Source organism: Pseudomonas mangiferae, assembly GCF_007109405.1.
In the GTDB taxonomy this organism is placed as follows: Bacteria; Pseudomonadota; Gammaproteobacteria; order Pseudomonadales; family Pseudomonadaceae; genus Pseudomonas_T; species Pseudomonas_T mangiferae.
In genome coordinates this window covers 68,680-85,237 of the sequence record NZ_VJOY01000002.1, presented here as the reverse complement: position 1 = coordinate 85,237, position 16,558 = coordinate 68,680, and the positions used below count along the sequence as shown (strand labels likewise).

The window sequence follows — 16,558 nt, the reverse complement described above, 5'->3', positions numbered from 1 at the left end:
ACGTGCCCAGAGCCGCCTCCAGCCTCCGCCCTCGCGCCCCCAGGGATGCCGCGGGCGTGCCGTTGCGCGGCTCTCTGAGCGGCGGCATGCGGGTGGCCCTGGTGGCGCTGGTGCTGGTCATGCTCGGCCTCCTGGTGTGGCAGGTGCGGGACGAGTACCGGCAAGCCCGGGACAGCTACCGTCAGCACGCCATCGAGTCGGTACGCGCCCTGGCGACGCGCCTGGAACTGGGCATGGACCTCAAGGCCCGCGCCGGCCTTGCCCTGCTGCGCCAGAACGACCACCCGCCGCTGTCGCCGGCAGGCCGCGACGCGCTGGTGGAGAGCCTGCACGCCGTGCTGCCGGGCCTGCGCAGCCTGGCCTGGCTGGATGCCGTCGGCACCGTGCGCGAGGACACCGCCGGCCACGCCATGGACTGGCCGGCCCTCACCGCCCTGGCCCTGGGCGAGACCTCCGCGGCCTACCGCTTCGCGTTCGCCCCCCGCAGCGGCGAATTCCACCTGCTGTTGCGCAACGACGCCGCCGGCTCGGCCGGCTACTGGGTGCTGCGGCTGGACCCGCAGGCGCTGCTCGCCTGGCTGCGCGAAGGCCCCGGGAGCGTCGACCGCTGGGTGCTGGAGGACCTGGCCAGCGGGCAGGTCATCGCCCAGTCGCCCCCCGCCGAAGACCGCACGATGACGGTGGACGAGGACGGCTATTCGCAGCTGCTGTCCGGCAGCAGCTGGCGCCTGTGGGCACCGTTCGACAACGCGCGGATGCGCGCCGAGGTGCTGCCCCGGTTGCTGACCAAGCTGGTGCTGATCGTCGCCTGCGCCCTGCTCACCCTGCTGGCGCTGTTCGGGCTGCTGCGGGAGCAGCGGGGCCTGCGCGCCCTCAACGCGGCGTCCCGACGCTCCCTGCATCAGGCCGGCAGTGCCCTGGCGGCGATCGACGAGCGGGTGCTGGTCAGCGGACCGGACGGCCGACTGATCTACCTCAACCCCCAGGCGGAGGCCCTGTTCGGCATCGACCACGGTGCGGCCTCGCGCCATAACCTGCTGGAGCTGCTGCCGGAGCTGCCCCCCGAGCGCCTGTTCCTCGCCGACACCGGCGATGGCCCGGACCTGGTGCAATTGCTGGACGAAGGCCAGCGGCGGCTGTTCGCCGTGACCCGCCACCCCCTGGAGGGCCAGGACACCCAAGGCTTCGCCTGGGTGCTGCGGGACGTGACCGAAGAGCAACAGGCGATCCAGGTCCTGAGCGAGACCCGCCGGCGCTACCAGGACATCTTCGAAGGCAGCGGCGTGGCCCTCTGCGTGCTGGACCTCACCGCCCTGCGCAGTCACCTGAAGGCGATCGGGGTGGGCAACGCCGAGGAGCTCGTGGCCTGGCTGAAGGCGAACCCGTCGCGGCATCCCGAGCTGCTGCAGCGCCTACGCCTCACCGAGGCCAACCAGGTGGCCCTGCGCCTGCTGGACGTGGAGAACCCCGGCGAAGCCTGGCGCTGCCTCATCGACCACCGGCCGTTGCGCATCGGCGGCGTGCGCTTCCAGCTCATCGTCGCGCTGCTGGAAGGCCCGCGTACCGTGGAAGTGGAAACCCGCCTGCTCACCGCCAAGGGCGAGGAGCGCCACCTGTGGCTGGTGCTGCGCCTGCCGGCCCAGGCCAAGGACCTCAACGCGGTGACCCTGAGCCTGAGCGACATCACCGCGCGCAAGCACGTGGAGCTGTCGCTGATCGAGCGGGAGCGCTTCTGGTCGGACGTGGCCCGGGCGATCCCCGACACCCTCTACGTGCATGACGTGAGCAACCGCCGGTTGCTGTTCAGCAACAACCGCCTGGGCCCGGACCTGGGCTACAGCAAGGCCGACCTGCAGGCCCTGGGCGAGCGGATGTGGGAAAAGATCCTGCACCCGGACGACGTCGAGCTCTACGAGCGGATGCGCAACCTGCAGCACGTGGTAGGGGATGGGCACCTGTTGCAGTGCCAGCTGCGCTGGCGCCACCGGGACGGCAGCTGGCACTGGTTCGACATCCGCGAGCAGGCCCTGAGCCGCGATGCCCAGGGCCGGGTCAACCGGCTGATCGGCGTGGCCAAGGACGTCACCGACCAGATCGAGGCCAGCGAGTCCCTGCGGGAAAGCGAGCGCCGCTACCGCCTGCTGGCGGAAAGCATCAGCGACGTGATCTTCACCTCCGACCGCCAGCTGCAGCTGAACTACGTCAGCCCCTCGGTGCAACCGGTGCTGGGCTACAGCAGCGACTGGATCATCGCCAACAACTTCATCGGCACCGCCGCCAACCCGCGCCAGCTCAACGGCCTGTTCGTGCTGCTGGAGCGGGTGCGCAACGCCCTGGGCGACCCGCAGCGGCTGGCGGAGCTGCGCCGCAGCCTGGGGGCGCAGCTGTTCCTGTTCGACTGCCTGCGGGCCGACGGCCGCAAGATTCCGGTGGAGCTGCGGGTGATGCTGATGTGGGACGAGCACGGCAGCTTCGAGGGCATCCTCGGCGTCGGCCGCGACATCAGCCAACAGCGCCGCGCGGAGAAGGACCTGCGCATGGCGGCCACGGTGTTCGAGCACTCCACCGCGGCGATCCTGGTGACCGACCCGGCCGGCTACATCGTGCAGGTCAACGAGACCTTCACCCGCATCACCGGCTACACCAGCGCCGAGGTGCTGGACCAGCAGCCGGGGATGCTCACCGCCGACCGCCAGCAGGCCAGCCAGTTGGGCTACATCATGACCCAGCTCAACCAGCGCGGCAGCTGGGAAGGGGAAATCTGGCTGAAGCGCCGCCAGGGCGACACCTACCCGTCCTGGGTCGGCATCACCGCGGTGCACGACGACGAGGGCGACCTGGTCAGCTACGTGTGCTTCTTCAGCGACATCAGCGAGCGCAAGGCCAGCGAGCAGCGCATCCACCGCCTGGCCTACTACGATGCCCTCACCCACCTGCCCAACCGCACGCTATTCCAGGACCGCCTGCACACCGCCCTGCAGTACGCCGAGCGCAACCAGGAGTGGGTGGTGCTGATGTTCCTCGACCTGGACCGCTTCAAGCCGATCAACGACTCCCTGGGTCATGCCGCCGGCGACCGCATGCTCAAGGACGTGGCGCTGCGCCTGACCGACTGCGTGGCCGACGACGACACCGTGGCGCGCATGGGCGGCGACGAGTTCACCCTGTTGCTGCAGCCCCGGGGCAGCCGCGAGGGCGCGCTGAACCGGGCGATCCACGTGGCCGAGGAAATCCTCGCCAGCCTGGCCCGGCCGTTCATCCTGGAAAACCGCGAGTTCTTCGTCACCGCCAGTATCGGCATCGCCCTGAGCCCCCAGGACGGCCACGAGCTGAGCCAGCTGATGAAAAACGCCGACACCGCCATGTACCACGCCAAGGAACGCGGCAAGAACAATTTCCAGTTCTACCAGGCCGACATGAACGCCCGCGCCCTGGAGCGCCTGGAGCTGGAGGGCGACCTGCGCCATGCCCTGGAGGGCAATGAGTTCGTGCTGTACTACCAGCCGCAGTTCAGTGGCAACGGCAAGCGCCTGACCGGCGTGGAGGCGCTGCTGCGCTGGCGCCACCCCACCCGCGGGCTGGTGCCGCCCAACGAGTTCATCCCGGTGCTGGAGGAACTGGGCCTGGTGGTCCAGGTGGGCGACTGGGTGCTCGCCGAGGCCTGCCGGCAGATCGCCAGCTGGCACGCCGCCAAGGTGCGGGTGCCGAAGATCTCGGTGAACCTCTCGGCGCGGCAGTTCGCCGACGGCCAGCTGGGCGCGCGGATCGCCGCGATCCTTGAGCGCAGCGGCATCCCGCCGGCCTGCCTGGAACTGGAGCTGACCGAGAGCATCCTGATGCGCGACGTGGGCGAGACCCTGCAGATCCTCGCCGGCCTCAAGCAGCTCGGGCTGTGCATCGCGGTGGACGACTTCGGCACCGGCTACTCGTCGCTGAACTACCTCAAGCAGTTCCCCATCGACGTGCTGAAGATCGACCGCAGCTTCGTCGACGGCCTGCCCCAGGGCGAGCAGGACGCGCAGATCGCCCGGGCCATCATCGCCATGGCCCACAGCCTCAACCTGGCGGTGATCGCCGAGGGCGTGGAGACCCAAGCGCAGCTGGACTTCCTCCGCGAGCATGACTGCGACGAGGTGCAGGGCTACCTGTTCGGCCGGCCGATGCCCGCCCGGCAGCTGGAGGCGCAGTTCAGCGGCGCGGCGCTATTCGTCCTCAACTGAGCGGGTTTTTCCCGTGAATCCGCCTCGTTCCCCACATGATCGGCGCTCATGTGCCAGCCCGGAATGGATGGGGTAGAATCGCGCCCCTTCTCAGCCGCAACGTCCCAGGGGATTGCCATGTTCAGCCGTGATTCGACCCTCGCCCGCTTCGATGCCGACCTGTATGCCGCGATGGAGCAAGAAGCCCAGCGCCAGGAAGATCACATCGAACTGATCGCCTCGGAGAACTACACCAGCCCGGCGGTGATGGAGGCCCAGGGTTCGGTGCTGACCAACAAGTACGCCGAAGGCTACCCGGGCAAACGCTACTACGGCGGCTGCGAGTTCGTCGACAAGGTGGAGCAACTGGCCATTGACCGCGCCAAGGAGCTGTTCGGCGCCGACTACGCCAACGTCCAGCCCCACGCCGGCTCCCAGGCCAACGCCGCCGTCTACCTGGCGCTGCTGAACGCCGGTGACACCATCCTCGGCATGAGCCTGGCCCACGGCGGCCACCTGACCCACGGCGCCAGCGTGTCCTCCTCCGGCAAGCTGTACAACGCGGTGCAGTACGGCATCGACGAGAACGGCCTGATCGACTACGACGAAGTGGAGCGCCTGGCCGTCGAGCACAAGCCGAAGATGATCGTCGCCGGTTTCTCTGCCTACTCGCAGAAACTGGACTTCCCGCGCTTCCGCGCCATTGCCGACAAGGTGGGTGCCTACCTGTTCGTCGACATGGCCCACGTGGCCGGCCTGGTGGCCGCTGGCGTCTACCCGACCCCGGTGCCCTACGCCGACGTGGTCACCACCACAACCCACAAGACCCTGCGCGGCCCCCGCGGCGGCCTGATCCTGGCGAAGAAGAACGAGGAGATCGAGAAGAAGCTCAACTCCGCGGTCTTCCCCGGTGCCCAGGGCGGCCCCCTGGAACACGTGATCGCCGCCAAGGCGGTGTGCTTCAAGGAAGCCCTGCAGCCGGACTTCAAGACCTACCAGCAGCAGGTGGTGACGAACGCCCAGGCCATGGCCGAGGTGTTCATCCAGCGCGGCTTCGACGTGGTGTCCGGCGGCACCCAGAACCACCTGTTCCTGCTGTCCCTGATCAAGCAGGACATCACCGGCAAGGACGCGGACGCCGCCCTCGGCCGCGCCCACATCACCGTCAACAAGAACAGCGTGCCCAACGACCCGCGTTCGCCTTTCGTCACCTCGGGCCTGCGCATCGGCACCCCGGCCGTGACCACCCGTGGCTTCGGCGAGGCGGACTGCCGCGAGCTGGCCGGCTGGATCTGCGACATCCTCGAGAACCTCGGCGACGAGCGCATCGAGGCCCGGGTGCGCGACCAGGTCCAGGCCATCTGCAAGCGCCTGCCGGTGTACGGCCGCTGAAGCGTCGCCCGCGATACGAAAAAGCCCGGCTCATGCCGGGCTTTTTCATGGGCGCGCTGAAAGTGACCGAAGAGCGCCTCACGTACCACCGGCTTACACGAAGCAGGGGCTAACTATTCGCTCGCGCTCATGAACGGCTGAGTTCCACTCGTGCGGGCCGGCAGCGCGCCTGACCATAGTCCGGTCTGTATAGGAACGGCCTGCGCCCGGTGCACGCCATTGAAGACGGCTCGACCGTCCAGGCAGACGAGCCCGACCTACCGTGGCTCGACGCCCTCTCCAGCAGGCCTAGGCCGCCCCGTCGCCGGTCACCGCCGCGAACCCTTCGCGAATCGCCGCCTCGGGCAGACCGTCGCCGATGAACACGATCACGGTCTCCCGCGCCTCGTCTTCGCCCCACGGCGTGTCCCAGTCGAAGCCGTACAGGCGCAGCACCCCTTGGAAGACCATGCGCCGGTCCTCGCCGGCCACGTTGAGCACGCCCTTGTAGCGCAGCAGCGAATTGCCGTGGCGCTCCAGCAGGTCGTTCATGAAGTCACTGAGGCGTTCCAGGTCCAGGGGGTGGGCGCTGCGCAGCACCAGGGTGGAAATCCGGTCGAGGCTCGCCCCGCTCGCCACTGGCCGCAGCAGCGGCGCCAGGCCGACATCGGCATTGAGGTTGAAGCCGCGCACGTCCAGCAATTCCGCCAGGTCGATCCGGCCATGCTCCACCACCCGGATCGGTGCCCGCCGGTTGATTCGCTGCAGGCGCTGGCAGAGGGCGTCGAAGGCAGCGTCGTCCACCAGGTCCCGCTTGCTCACCAGCAGGCGGTCGGCGAAGCCCACCTGGGCCTGGGCGATGGCCAGGTCCAGCTGGAAGCCGGCATGGGCGGCGTCCACCAGGGTGATGATGCCGTCCAGCAGGTAGCGCTCCCGCAGCGCCTCGTCGACGAAGAAGGTCTGCGCCACCGGCCCCGGATCGGCCATGCCGGTGCACTCGATCACCAGCCGGTCGAAGGCCAGCTTGCCGCTGTCCAGGCGTTCCAGGAGCAGGAACAGCGCTTTCTCCAGCTCGACATGGACGCTGCAGCAGACACAGCCGTTGGCCAGGGTGACCACCTCCACCGGAGCGTCGCCCAACAACGCACCGTCGATGCCGGCTTCGCTGAACTCGTTCTCGATCACCGCCAGCTTCAGGCCGTGGTCGGCCTCCAGCAGATAGCGCAGCAGGGTGGTCTTGCCGGCGCCGAGGAAACCGGTGAGCACGGTGACGGGAATGACGGGCAGGGACATGACGGTTCCTCCAGGCAGGGCGGCCCGCAGGGTAGCACGGGGGTGATCTCAGACTTCCACGTCCACCACGTCGACGCAGGCCTGGGGATGGCGGCCGTAGTTGTCGGCGCTGTGCCAGGGGCCGTCCTCCAGGCGTACGTCCCGCAGGTCGTCCAGGTGGAGGCAGCGCCAGTTGTCCGGCCCGTCGCCGTGGAGGTCGCCTTGGTGGCTCTCGCCGTCGAACTGGTAGACAAGGGCCTGGGCACGCCCGTTCTTCTTACCCAGCACGTGGGGGCAGAAGGCACGCGGCAGGCCGCCGTAAGTGGCGAACACCTGGCGGCGCTGGAGGATGGCGTCGCGGATGAGGGAATAGGTAGCGCGGGACATGAAGCGTCTCCGAGGGCTCTACCGCTGAGAACGGCCGGCGCCGCGGACGTTCCGCGACACCGGTCCGAGGCTCAGCAGCAGCGGATCGGACGCCCCTTGCCGCCGCCGTAGCGGGCTTCCTGGCGTTCGCGGAAGAACGCCTCGTAGGTCATCGGCGCCTGGTCCGGGTGCCGCTCACGCATGTGGGCGACGTAGGTGTCGTAGTCCGGCATGCCGACCAGCATGCGCGCGGCCTGCCCGAGGTACTTACCCATGCGGCCAAGGTCGTTGAACATCGCGGTCTCCTGGAAAGCGGCGGGGCCTCTGGGCCCCGCCTTCGGGTCAGGCAGCGGGGATCGGCTGGAACGGCGTTTCCCGATCGGTACGCGCGGGCTCGCGCAACGCGGCGCGTCCCACCTTGATCGAGTAGAACAGCACGCTCAGCACCACCAGCAGGAACAGCACCGTCAGGGCGCTATTGGTCCAGGCGTTGAAGATCACGTGCTGCATCTGCTCGGCGTCCTTGGCCGGCGCCAGGATCTGGCCGGCGGCCAGGGCGTCGCTGTACTTGCGGGCGAGGGCGACGAAGCCCACCGCCGGGTTCGGGTCGAACAGCTTGATCAGCCCGGCGGTGGTGGTGCAGACCAGCAGCCAGGCGGCCGGCACGATGGTCACCCAGGCGTAGCGCTGGCGCTTCATCTTGATCAGCACCACAGTGCCCAGCATCAGGGCGATGCCGGCGAGCATCTGGTTGGAAATGCCGAACAGCGGCCACAGGGTGTTGATGCCGCCCAGGGGATCCACCACGCCCTGGTACAACAGCCAGCCCCACAGCGCCACACAGCCCAGGGTGCCGACCAGGTTGGCGCCCCAGGAATCGGTGCGCTTGAGCGCCGGCACGAAGTTGCCCAGCAGGTCCTGCAGCATGAAGCGCCCGGCCCGGGTACCCGCGTCCACCGCGGTGAGGATGAACAGCGCCTCGAAGAGGATCGCGAAGTGGTACCAGAAGGCCATGGTGTTCTCGCCGGGCAGCACGCTGTGGAGGATCTGCGCGATGCCCACCGCCAGGGTCGGCGCCCCGCCGGCGCGGGCCAGCAGGGTGGTCTCGCCGATGTCCCGGGCAGTGCTTTCCAGCACCTCGGGGCTGATGGCGAAGCCCCAGCTGCTGATGGTGCTGGCCACCGCCTGCACATCCGTGCCCACCACCGCCGGCGGGCTGTTCATGGCGAAGTACACGCCCGGCTCGATCACCGAGGCGGCCACCATGGCCATGATCGCCACGAAGGACTCCATCAGCATGCCGCCGTAGCCGATGTAGCGGGCGTGCGCCTCGTTGGCCAGCAGCTTGGGCGTGGTTCCCGAGGAAATCAGCGCATGGAAGCCGGACACCGCGCCGCAGGCGATGGTGATGAACAGGAACGGGAACAGCCCGCCCTTCCACACCGGGCCGCTGCCGTCGACGAACTGGGTCAGCGCCGGCATCTTCAGGTCGGGCATCACGATCAGGATGCCGATGGCCAGGGCGATTATGGTGCCGATCTTGAGGAAGGTGGACAGGTAGTCCCGGGGCGCCAGCAGCAGCCACACCGGCAGCACCGAGGCCACCGCGCCGTAGCCGATCAGCATCCAGGTGATCTGGGTGCCGGTGAAGGTGAACGCCGGCGCCCATTCCGGGCTCGCCGCCACCTGCCCGCCGAGCCAGATCGAGCCCAGCAGCAGCACCAGGCCCACCACCGAGATCTCGCCGATGCGGCCGGGGCGGATGTAGCGCATGTAGACGCCCATCAGCATGGCAATCGGGATGGTGGCGAGCACCGTGAACATGCCCCAGGGGCTGGCCGCCAGGGCCTTCACCACGATCAGCGCCAGCACGGCGAGGATGATGATCATGATCAGGAAGGCGCCGAACAGGGCGATGGTGCCGGGCACCTGGCCCATCTCCTCGCGCACCAGCTCGCCCAGGGAGCGGCCGTTGCGGCGGGTGGAGATGAACAGGACCATGAAGTCCTGCACCGCGCCGGCCAGCACCACCCCGGCGATCAGCCAGAGGGTGCCGGGCAGGTAGCCCATCTGCGCGGCGAGCACCGGGCCCACCAGCGGGCCGGCGCCGGCGATGGCGGCGAAGTGGTGACCGAAGAGGATGTGCTTATTGGTCGGCACGTAGTCCAGACCGTCGTTGTTGAGCACCGCCGGCGTGGCGCGGGCGGGGTCCAGCTGCATCACCCGGTTGGCGATGAACAGGCTGTAGTAGCGGTAGGCAACCAGATAGAGGGCGACCGCCGCGACCACTATCCACAAGGCATTGATGACTTCGCCGCGACGCAACGCCACGACACCCAAGGCACAGGCTCCGACTATCGCCAGCACTGCCCAGGGCAGGTGGCGCAGCAGGCTATTGTTATGATTCATCGAGGACTCCCCGGAATGGACAGACAGGCTGCGGCTCCAAGTCTAGCGCGTCCTGCCGCGAGCGGTTATTCCACCTTGGTCGACGACCGCGCGACACGCGCCCATGAAAAAGCCGGGCATGGGCCCGGCTTTTTCGGTTCGCGGCGAGCGCCGGATCAGGCTTGCTTGGCGTAGCGCGCCAGCTGCTGGTCCTGACTCATCACGTTGAGGGTGGCGGCCAGTACCTGGTCACCGGTCACGTCCGGCGCGCTGAAGATCACGCCGAAGTTCTGCTGAGCGACCTCGGCGAAACGGGCGCGGTCGGTTTTCTCGATGCCCAGCAGGGTCGCGTAGGCATCCAGCGCTTCGCCACGGCCTTGGGCCATGTCTTCGGCGATGTTGTCCAGCATGCCGTTCATCGCCAGCATCGAGCGGCCGTTGTAGCCCAGGCGGCCATTGGTGTCGCAGCCGTTGGTACCGGAGGTCATGCCGAAGGTGGCATTGCCGGAAGTACCGTTGGTGGTGGTGGCGAGCATGTGGGGGGCAAGGCCGCGCTGGCCTTCGAACAGCATGTTGCCCCAGCCACAGCCGTTGCCGCCGGCGGCATCGGCATGAGCGGCAACGCTCGCCACGCTCAGGAGACCTGCAAACAGCGCTTTACTCAGCAGTCGGTTGTCCATATCTGCACTCCGCAATCATTAGAAGAATTGTTGCTGCCACTGGAGCTTTGGCGATGGTCACCGAACTGTCAATCCGGGCCGGAAGCCGATCGCCCCGATACGCCACGCCATCCTGGGGCCCGACACCGTCGCGGTTCTCCTTCGGAGAAACCGGACGACCGCGCCGGGCGCGTTTCCCGTGTGCCCCTAATGCGCCGGCACCCACTGGCAGCGGTTTAGAGCCCTCCCCGCCCGGGACGTTCCGACTATTCGTTGAGGCCTGCCGTCTCCGAGCATGGAGAAGCCATCGCGCCGACTCGAACGTCGTCGGCCGCAGTAACCCCGCGCGGGTTTGGCTATAGTGGGAGGATCAATACAGGAGTGATCCGTGATGAGTGATGTCTCCCACGAGCGGCGTCGTTTCCACCGCTTCGCGTTCGACGCCGAAACGCAGCTTCGCCAGGGCGATCGGCAGTGGCCGGTGGAGCTGCACGACCTGTCCCTGAAAGGGTTGCTGGTGAAGCGTCCGTCTGACTGGAACGGTGACGAGAGCCAGCCGTTCGAGGCGCAGATCGCGCTGAACCAGGACACGGTGGTGACCATGGAGGTCGCCCTGACCCGCAGCCAGGACGATCAGTTGGTGTTTGTCTGCCAGCACATCGACCTCGACTCCATCAGCCACCTGCGCCGCCTGGTGGAACTCAACCTGGGCGACGAGGCGCTGCTGGAACGGGAACTGGCGGCCCTGGGCGGCGAGTGACCGCCCGACCCGGCATCAGCCGAACAGGGCGTCCAGCGCCTGGTCCAGCCGGGTCACGGCGATGACCTGAAGCCCCGCCGGGGCTTCCTTGGGCGCGTTGCCCTTGGGCACGATGGCCCGCTTGAAGCCGTGCTTGGCGGCTTCCTTCAAGCGCTCCTGGCCGCTGGGCACCGGCCGGATCTCACCCGACAGACCGATTTCGCCGAAGACCAGCAGGTCGTGCTCCAGCGGCCGGTTGCGCAGGCTGGAGATGACCGCGGCCATCAGCGCCAGGTCGGACGCCGTTTCCAGCACCTTCACCCCGCCTACCACGTTGAGGAATACGTCCTGGTCATAGGTGGGGATGCCACCGTGGCGATGCAGCACCGCCAGCAGCATCGCCAGGCGGTTCTGGTCGAGACCCAGGGTCACCCGCCGCGGGTTGGCCAGGTGGCTGGTGTCCACCAGCGCCTGCACTTCCACCAGCATCGGCCGCGAGCCCTCCCAGGTAGCCATCACCACGCTGCCGGGCACCGCCTCTTGGGCCCGAGTGAGGAAGATCGCCGAGGGATTGGAGACCTCCTTGAGGCCCTTGTCGGTCATGCCGAACACGCCCAGTTCGTTGACCGCGCCGAAGCGGTTCTTCACCGCCCGCAACAGGCGCAGCCGGCCGTCAGACTCGCCCTCGAAATACAGCACGGTGTCCACCATGTGCTCCAGCACCCGCGGCCCCGCCAGGGCGCCTTCCTTTGTGACGTGGCCCACCAGGAAGATCGCGGTGCCGCTCTGCTTGGCGAAGCGCACCAGCAGCGCCGCGCTCTCCCGCACCTGGGCGACGCCACCCGGGGCGGATTGCAGCTGCTCGGTGTAGATGGTCTGGATCGAGTCGATGACCATCACCTTGGGCTGCTCCTGGCGGGCGGTGGCGATGATGCTCTCGATGCAGGTCTCGGTCATGACCTTCAGCCGGTCCTGGGGCAGGTCCAGGCGCCGGGCGCGCATGGCCACCTGCTGTTGGGACTCCTCGCCGGTGACGTAGAGCGCCGGGAAGCGCTGGGCGATGTTGCACAGGGTCTGCAGCAGGATGGTGGACTTGCCGATGCCGGGGTCGCCGCCGATCAGCACCACCGATCCGTCCACCAGGCCGCCACCGAGCACCCGGTCCAGCTCGGTGGACGCGGTGGAGAAGCGCGGCATCTCCTCGATGCTGACTTCCGCCAGGGTTTTCACCTGGGCTTGCTGGCCAGTCCAGCCGGCACGCCCCGAACCCGCCGCCGGCGCGCCCTCCACCAGGGTTTCCACCAGGGTGTTCCAGGCGCCGCATTCGGCGCATTGCCCGGCCCACTTGGGGAAGGTGGCGCCGCACTCGGTGCAGCCGTACATGCGCTTGGCCTTGGCCATGGGGCGTCTCCCTCGAACGAAAGCCGGCATGATAGCGCCTGTGTCCCGCCCAGACAGAAAAACGCAAACGGGCCGGGCGGGCGTCCCACTGGAATGCCTCGCCCGGCCCGTTTCACGCAGCGTCGGCCACCCGGAGGCGGCCGTCACGTATCAGTTGCGGCAGCCGCCGCCGCATCCGCAGCACTGGCCGACGGAGCGCTTGAGTTGCCGCGCCACCTGGTCCTTGAGGACCACACGCTGCTGCTTGAGGATGCCCAAGGCATCGTCGTTGAGGTTTTCCACCCCGTCCTCGATGCGGCAGATGCGCTTGTCGAGGGCCTCGTACTCCTCGGCCAGCCGGGCGAAGCCGGCGTCGCCCTGGCGCAGGGCGTGCAGTTCGGCGCGCAGTTCGGGAAAGTCCTGGACCAGCGGATGATGTTCGACGTGCATGAAAGGCCCTCCTTGATAGGTTGTCCGCAGCCTAGCGGGGACCCCATCCGCGGCCATTGACCCGGATCAAGCCCGCCTCGATCCGCAACCCTTGGCAAGACGGCCCGACGGTGCACAGGAGTGATGGCCCGGGGCCACAGTTTCTCGAATTCCTGCCAAACTACCGGCCCCACCCGGGGTCTGTGGCTAGAGCGTTCACGCCGGCCCTCCCGCCCCGGTGGCCGCTTCCTTTCGTGCCCGCCTGGAGCCTCGCCATGTCCGACCTGCCCTCCTGCTCCTCCTGCCGCGACCTGGGCGAGGACGATTTTGCCCTGAGCATGGCGTTCCAGCCCATCATCGACGTCAGCCAGGGTCAGGTATTCGCCCACGAGGCGCTGGTCCGCGGCATCGCCGGGGAAAGCGCGGCGAGCCAGTTGGAGCGGGTGGATGCCGACAACCGCTACCGTTTCGACCAGCGCTGCCGGATCAAGGCCGTGGAGTGGGGAGCACGGCTCAACGTGCCGGCGCGCCTCTCCATCAACTTCATGCCCAACGCGGTGTACCGCCCCGAGACCTGCATCCGCGCCACCCTGGAGGCCGCTAAGCGGGTGAACTTCCCCCTGGAGCGGATCATCTTCGAGGTGACCGAGCAGGAACAGGTGCTGGACCTGGACCACCTCTGCGGCATCCTCCACGCCTACCGCGCCCGCGGCTTCCTCACCGCCATCGACGACTTCGGCGCCGGCTTCGCCGGGCTCAACCTGCTGGCGGACTTCCAGCCGGACCTGCTCAAGCTGGACATGGCCCTGGTGCGTGGCATCGACTGCGACAACGTGCGCCAGGTGCTGGTGGAAGGTACCCTTGGCATGTGCCGGCGGCTGGGCATCACGGTGATCGCCGAAGGGGTCGAGACCCGGGCCGAATACGACACCCTGCGGGAAATGGGCATCGACCTGTTCCAGGGCTACCTGTTCGCCCGGCCGCAGTTCCAGGGCCTGCCGGAGATCGCCTACCCGGCGTGAACGCCGCGGACCCCGTCAGGTCCGAACCACCGGGCGCCCCGCCATGGGCGGCCGTATCCGAAAACCGCAGCAAGAGGGACTTCATACCGATGAGCTTCATCAACGAATTCAAGGCATTCGCCGTCAAAGGCAACGTGGTGGACATGGCCGTCGGCATCATCATCGGCGCCGCCTTCGGCAAGATCGTCTCGTCCTTCGTCGGCGACGTGGTCATGCCGCCGTTGGGGCTGCTGATCGGCGGGGTGGACTTCAGCGACCTCGCCGTCGTGCTCAAGCCGGCCCAGGGCGATCTTCCGGCGGTGGTGCTGGCCTACGGCAAGTTCATCCAGACCGTGGTGGACTTCCTGATCATTTCCTTCGCCATCTTCCTCGGCGTGAAGGTCATCAACCGCCTGCGCCACAGCCACCCGGCGGCCACCGCGCCGACCAAGGACCAGGTCCTGCTGACCGAGATCCGCGACCTGCTCAAGGAGCAGGTGGAGCAGGAGAAACGCACGCCGCCGGCCGATCCCGCGCCCTGAGCCGTGCCCCGGCGCGGGCCCGCTCCCGCGCCGCTACCAGTAGGTTTCCACCGCCACCTGGCCGGGCCGCCGGCTGAGGGACAGCTGCAGGTCACGGGTCTTCAGCCGCGCCCGGGTGTCGTCGATCATCTGCGGGTTGCCGCAAAGCATCAGCCGCGAATGGGCCGGCTCCAGGGCCTGGTCGGCGGCGCGCTCCAGCTCGCCGTTCTCGATCAACGCGGTGATCCGCCCGTGCAGGGCCCCGGGGTGGGTCTCGCGGGTTACCACCGGGATGAAGCGCAGCTTGTGGGCGTGTTCCTCGAGGTAGTCGCGCCGGCCCAGGCCCGCGATCAGCTCGCCATAGGCCAGTTCCTTCGCCTCGCGCACGCTGTAGACCAGGAAGATCCGCTCGAAGCGCTCCCAGGCCTCGAAGTCCTGGAGGATCGACAGGAACGGTGCGACGCCGGTGCCGGTGGCCAGCAGCCACAGGTCGCGGCCGTCGACGAAGCGGTCGAGGGTCAGGAAGCCGAAGGCCTGGCGGTCCACCAGCAGCTCGTCGCCGACCCGCAGCCGCGACAGCTCGCTGGTGAACTCGCCGCCGGGCACCACGATGGAGAAGAACTCCAGCACGTCGTCATGGGGCGCCGAGACCATGGAGTAGGCACGCCAGACCGTGCTGCCGTCCGCCTTGGTCACCCCGAGCCGGGCGAACTGGCCGGCGCGGAAGCGAAAGCCGGGGTCGCGCGTGGTGCGCAGGGTGAACAGGCTGGGGGTCAGGGTGCTCACCTCGAGCAGGGTCTGTCGGGTGAACTTCTCGTCGCTGGCGGTCATACTGGGGCGTTCCTGATGCAGGGCGCGCATGCGCCTCGGATGGACGCGTCAGTCTCGCGTAAACCTCGCCGGATAAACACCACCAGTTCACATGCCTATTCTGACCACCCCGCTGGCCACCCTCGACCTGGTCCGCCACCCCGAGCGGGCCGACGACCCGTTGCAGGCGTTCGATGCCGCCGACGAGTACCTGCTGAACCACCTGCACCACCAGGGCCTGGCTCCCACGGACCGGTTGCTGGTGCTCAACGACGCCTTCGGCGCTCTGGCCTGCAGCCTGGTCGGATACGCCACGGTCACCAGCAGCGGCGATTCCCACCTGGCCTACCTGGCCCTGCAGCGCAACCTGGCGCGCAACGGCCTGGCCCAGGCGCCGACCTTCGTGCCGGCCAGCGAGACGCCCGCCGGCCCCTTCGACACGGTACTGATCCGCATCCCGAAGACCCTGGCCCTGCTGGAGGAACAGCTGATCCGCCTGCACGGCCAGTTGGCGCCCGGCGCCCGGGTGATCGCCGCGGGCATGCTCAAGCACCTGCCGCGGGCGGCCGGCGACCTGCTGGAGCGCTACGTCGGGCCGGTACAGGCGAGCCTGGCGGTGAAGAAGGCGCGCTTGCTGATCGCCACGCCCCAGGCCCGGCCGATGCCCGTATCGCCCTACCCGACCCGCTACCGGGTGGAGCAGCCGGACATCGAGCTGCTCAACCACGCCAACCTGTTCTGCCGCGAAGGGCTGGACATCGGCACCCGCGCCTTCCTGCCGCACCTGCCCCGCGCCCTGGGGGCCGTGCGCGTGGCCGACCTGGGCTGCGGCAACGGCGTGCTGGGCATCGCCTACGCCCTGGGCAACCCCCAGGCCGCGCTGACCCTGGTGGACGAGTCGTACATGGCCGTGCAATCGGCCGCCGCCAACTGGCGGGCGATCCTCGGCGAGCGGCCGGCGGCCATCCAGGCCGACGACGGCCTGGCCACCCAGCCCGCCGGCTCCCTGGACCTGGTGCTGTGCAACCCGCCGTTCCACCAGCAGCAGGTGGTGGGGGATTTCCTCGCCTGGCGGATGTTCACCCAGGCGCGGGATGCCCTGGTCCAGGGCGGCGAGCTGTGGATCGTCGGCAACCGCCACTTGGGCTACCACGCCAAGCTCAAGCGCCTGTTCCGCGGCGTCGAGCAGGTCGCCGCCACGCCCAAGTTCGTGGTGCTCAAGGCGACCCGCTAACACGCCAGCCCGGTAACCACGCCACCACCTCGAAGCCCGCCCGCGGGCATCCCGGCGGCGCCGGGCCGGGTACGCTGCACCGCAGGCCGCAGGGCCGGCCTCGTGCGGCGCGCGCGCCATCTCCCTCACTCGCCCTCACCTGCGGAGAGCCCTGGCACCGCCGTCCCCAAACGCCGGGAACTCCACGCG

The 16,558-nt window shown here is 68.5% G+C and carries 14 protein-coding genes; 6 read left to right on the top strand and 8 right to left on the bottom strand.

Going from position 1 to position 16,558, the window contains the following annotated elements; translation table 11 throughout:
• The first annotated feature begins 86 nt into the window (after positions 1 to 86).
• A complete protein-coding gene (locus FM069_RS02665) occupies positions 87 to 4,220 on the top strand; it encodes an EAL domain-containing protein (protein ID WP_143487058.1) in 4,134 nt (1,377 codons plus the stop codon).
• 117 nt (positions 4,221 to 4,337) lie between these two features.
• Positions 4,338 to 5,591 (top strand): serine hydroxymethyltransferase, encoded by a 1,254-nt coding sequence (gene glyA / locus FM069_RS02660; RefSeq protein ID WP_143486737.1) that lies wholly within the window; start codon positions 4,338 to 4,340, stop codon positions 5,589 to 5,591.
• 288 nt (positions 5,592 to 5,879) lie between these two features.
• Here the strand turns inward: glyA and yjiA are convergent, their stop codons facing one another.
• From yjiA to FM069_RS02630, 5 genes are all read right to left on the bottom strand, one after another.
• On the bottom strand, positions 5,880 to 6,863 hold the full coding sequence (yjiA, locus tag FM069_RS02655) for a GTPase (RefSeq protein ID WP_143486736.1): 984 nt from the start codon (positions 6,861 to 6,863) through the stop codon (positions 5,880 to 5,882).
• Positions 6,864 to 6,911: 48 nt separating this feature from the next.
• Entirely contained in the window at positions 6,912 to 7,229 is a 318-nt protein-coding gene (locus FM069_RS02650) for a hypothetical protein (RefSeq protein WP_143486735.1), read from the bottom strand.
• A gap of 71 nt (positions 7,230 to 7,300) precedes the next feature.
• The gene (locus FM069_RS02640; protein WP_143486733.1) at positions 7,301 to 7,504 is read right to left on the bottom strand and encodes a YbdD/YjiX family protein; all 204 of its coding nucleotides are present in this window, start codon (positions 7,502 to 7,504) and stop codon (positions 7,301 to 7,303) included.
• Positions 7,505 to 7,550: 46 nt separating this feature from the next.
• Complete coding sequence (locus tag FM069_RS02635) at positions 7,551 to 9,617, bottom strand: carbon starvation CstA family protein (protein ID WP_143486732.1); 2,067 nt, start codon at positions 9,615 to 9,617, stop codon at positions 7,551 to 7,553.
• A gap of 155 nt (positions 9,618 to 9,772) precedes the next feature.
• The gene (locus FM069_RS02630) at positions 9,773 to 10,276 is read right to left on the bottom strand and encodes a DUF3015 domain-containing protein (protein WP_143486731.1); all 504 of its coding nucleotides are present in this window, start codon (positions 10,274 to 10,276) and stop codon (positions 9,773 to 9,775) included.
• 370 nt (positions 10,277 to 10,646) lie between these two features.
• Between FM069_RS02630 and FM069_RS02625 the strand changes: the two genes are divergently transcribed.
• Positions 10,647 to 11,015, top strand: a complete 369-nt coding sequence (locus tag FM069_RS02625; RefSeq protein ID WP_143486730.1) for a PilZ domain-containing protein — start codon at positions 10,647 to 10,649, stop codon at positions 11,013 to 11,015.
• A gap of 15 nt (positions 11,016 to 11,030) precedes the next feature.
• Here the strand turns inward: FM069_RS02625 and radA are convergent, their stop codons facing one another.
• Both radA and FM069_RS02615 read right to left on the bottom strand, forming a co-directional pair.
• Complete coding sequence (gene radA, locus FM069_RS02620) at positions 11,031 to 12,395, bottom strand: DNA repair protein RadA (RefSeq protein WP_143486729.1); 1,365 nt, start codon at positions 12,393 to 12,395, stop codon at positions 11,031 to 11,033.
• 150 nt (positions 12,396 to 12,545) lie between these two features.
• Positions 12,546 to 12,824 (bottom strand): YdcH family protein, encoded by a 279-nt coding sequence (locus tag FM069_RS02615; RefSeq protein WP_143486728.1) that lies wholly within the window; start codon positions 12,822 to 12,824, stop codon positions 12,546 to 12,548.
• Between the two features lie 254 nt (positions 12,825 to 13,078).
• On the opposite strand from FM069_RS02615, the gene FM069_RS02610 reads away from it, so the two are divergent.
• On the top strand, positions 13,079 to 13,825 hold the full coding sequence (locus FM069_RS02610) for an EAL domain-containing protein (RefSeq protein WP_143486727.1): 747 nt from the start codon (positions 13,079 to 13,081) through the stop codon (positions 13,823 to 13,825).
• Between the two features lie 89 nt (positions 13,826 to 13,914).
• Positions 13,915 to 14,346 carry a large-conductance mechanosensitive channel protein MscL gene (mscL, locus tag FM069_RS02605; RefSeq protein ID WP_143486726.1) on the top strand — a complete coding sequence of 144 codons (432 nt, stop codon included), beginning with the start codon at positions 13,915 to 13,917 and terminating at the stop codon, positions 14,344 to 14,346.
• A gap of 33 nt (positions 14,347 to 14,379) precedes the next feature.
• On the opposite strand, the gene FM069_RS02600 is transcribed toward mscL, so the two are convergent.
• A complete protein-coding gene (locus FM069_RS02600; RefSeq protein WP_143486725.1) occupies positions 14,380 to 15,156 on the bottom strand; it encodes a ferredoxin--NADP reductase in 777 nt (258 codons plus the stop codon).
• A 91-nt stretch (positions 15,157 to 15,247) separates the two neighbouring features.
• Here FM069_RS02600 and FM069_RS02595 point away from each other — a divergent pair, with 91 nt between their 5' ends.
• A complete protein-coding gene (locus tag FM069_RS02595; protein ID WP_143486724.1) occupies positions 15,248 to 16,369 on the top strand; it encodes a methyltransferase in 1,122 nt (373 codons plus the stop codon).
• Positions 16,370 to 16,558 lie beyond the last annotated feature (189 nt).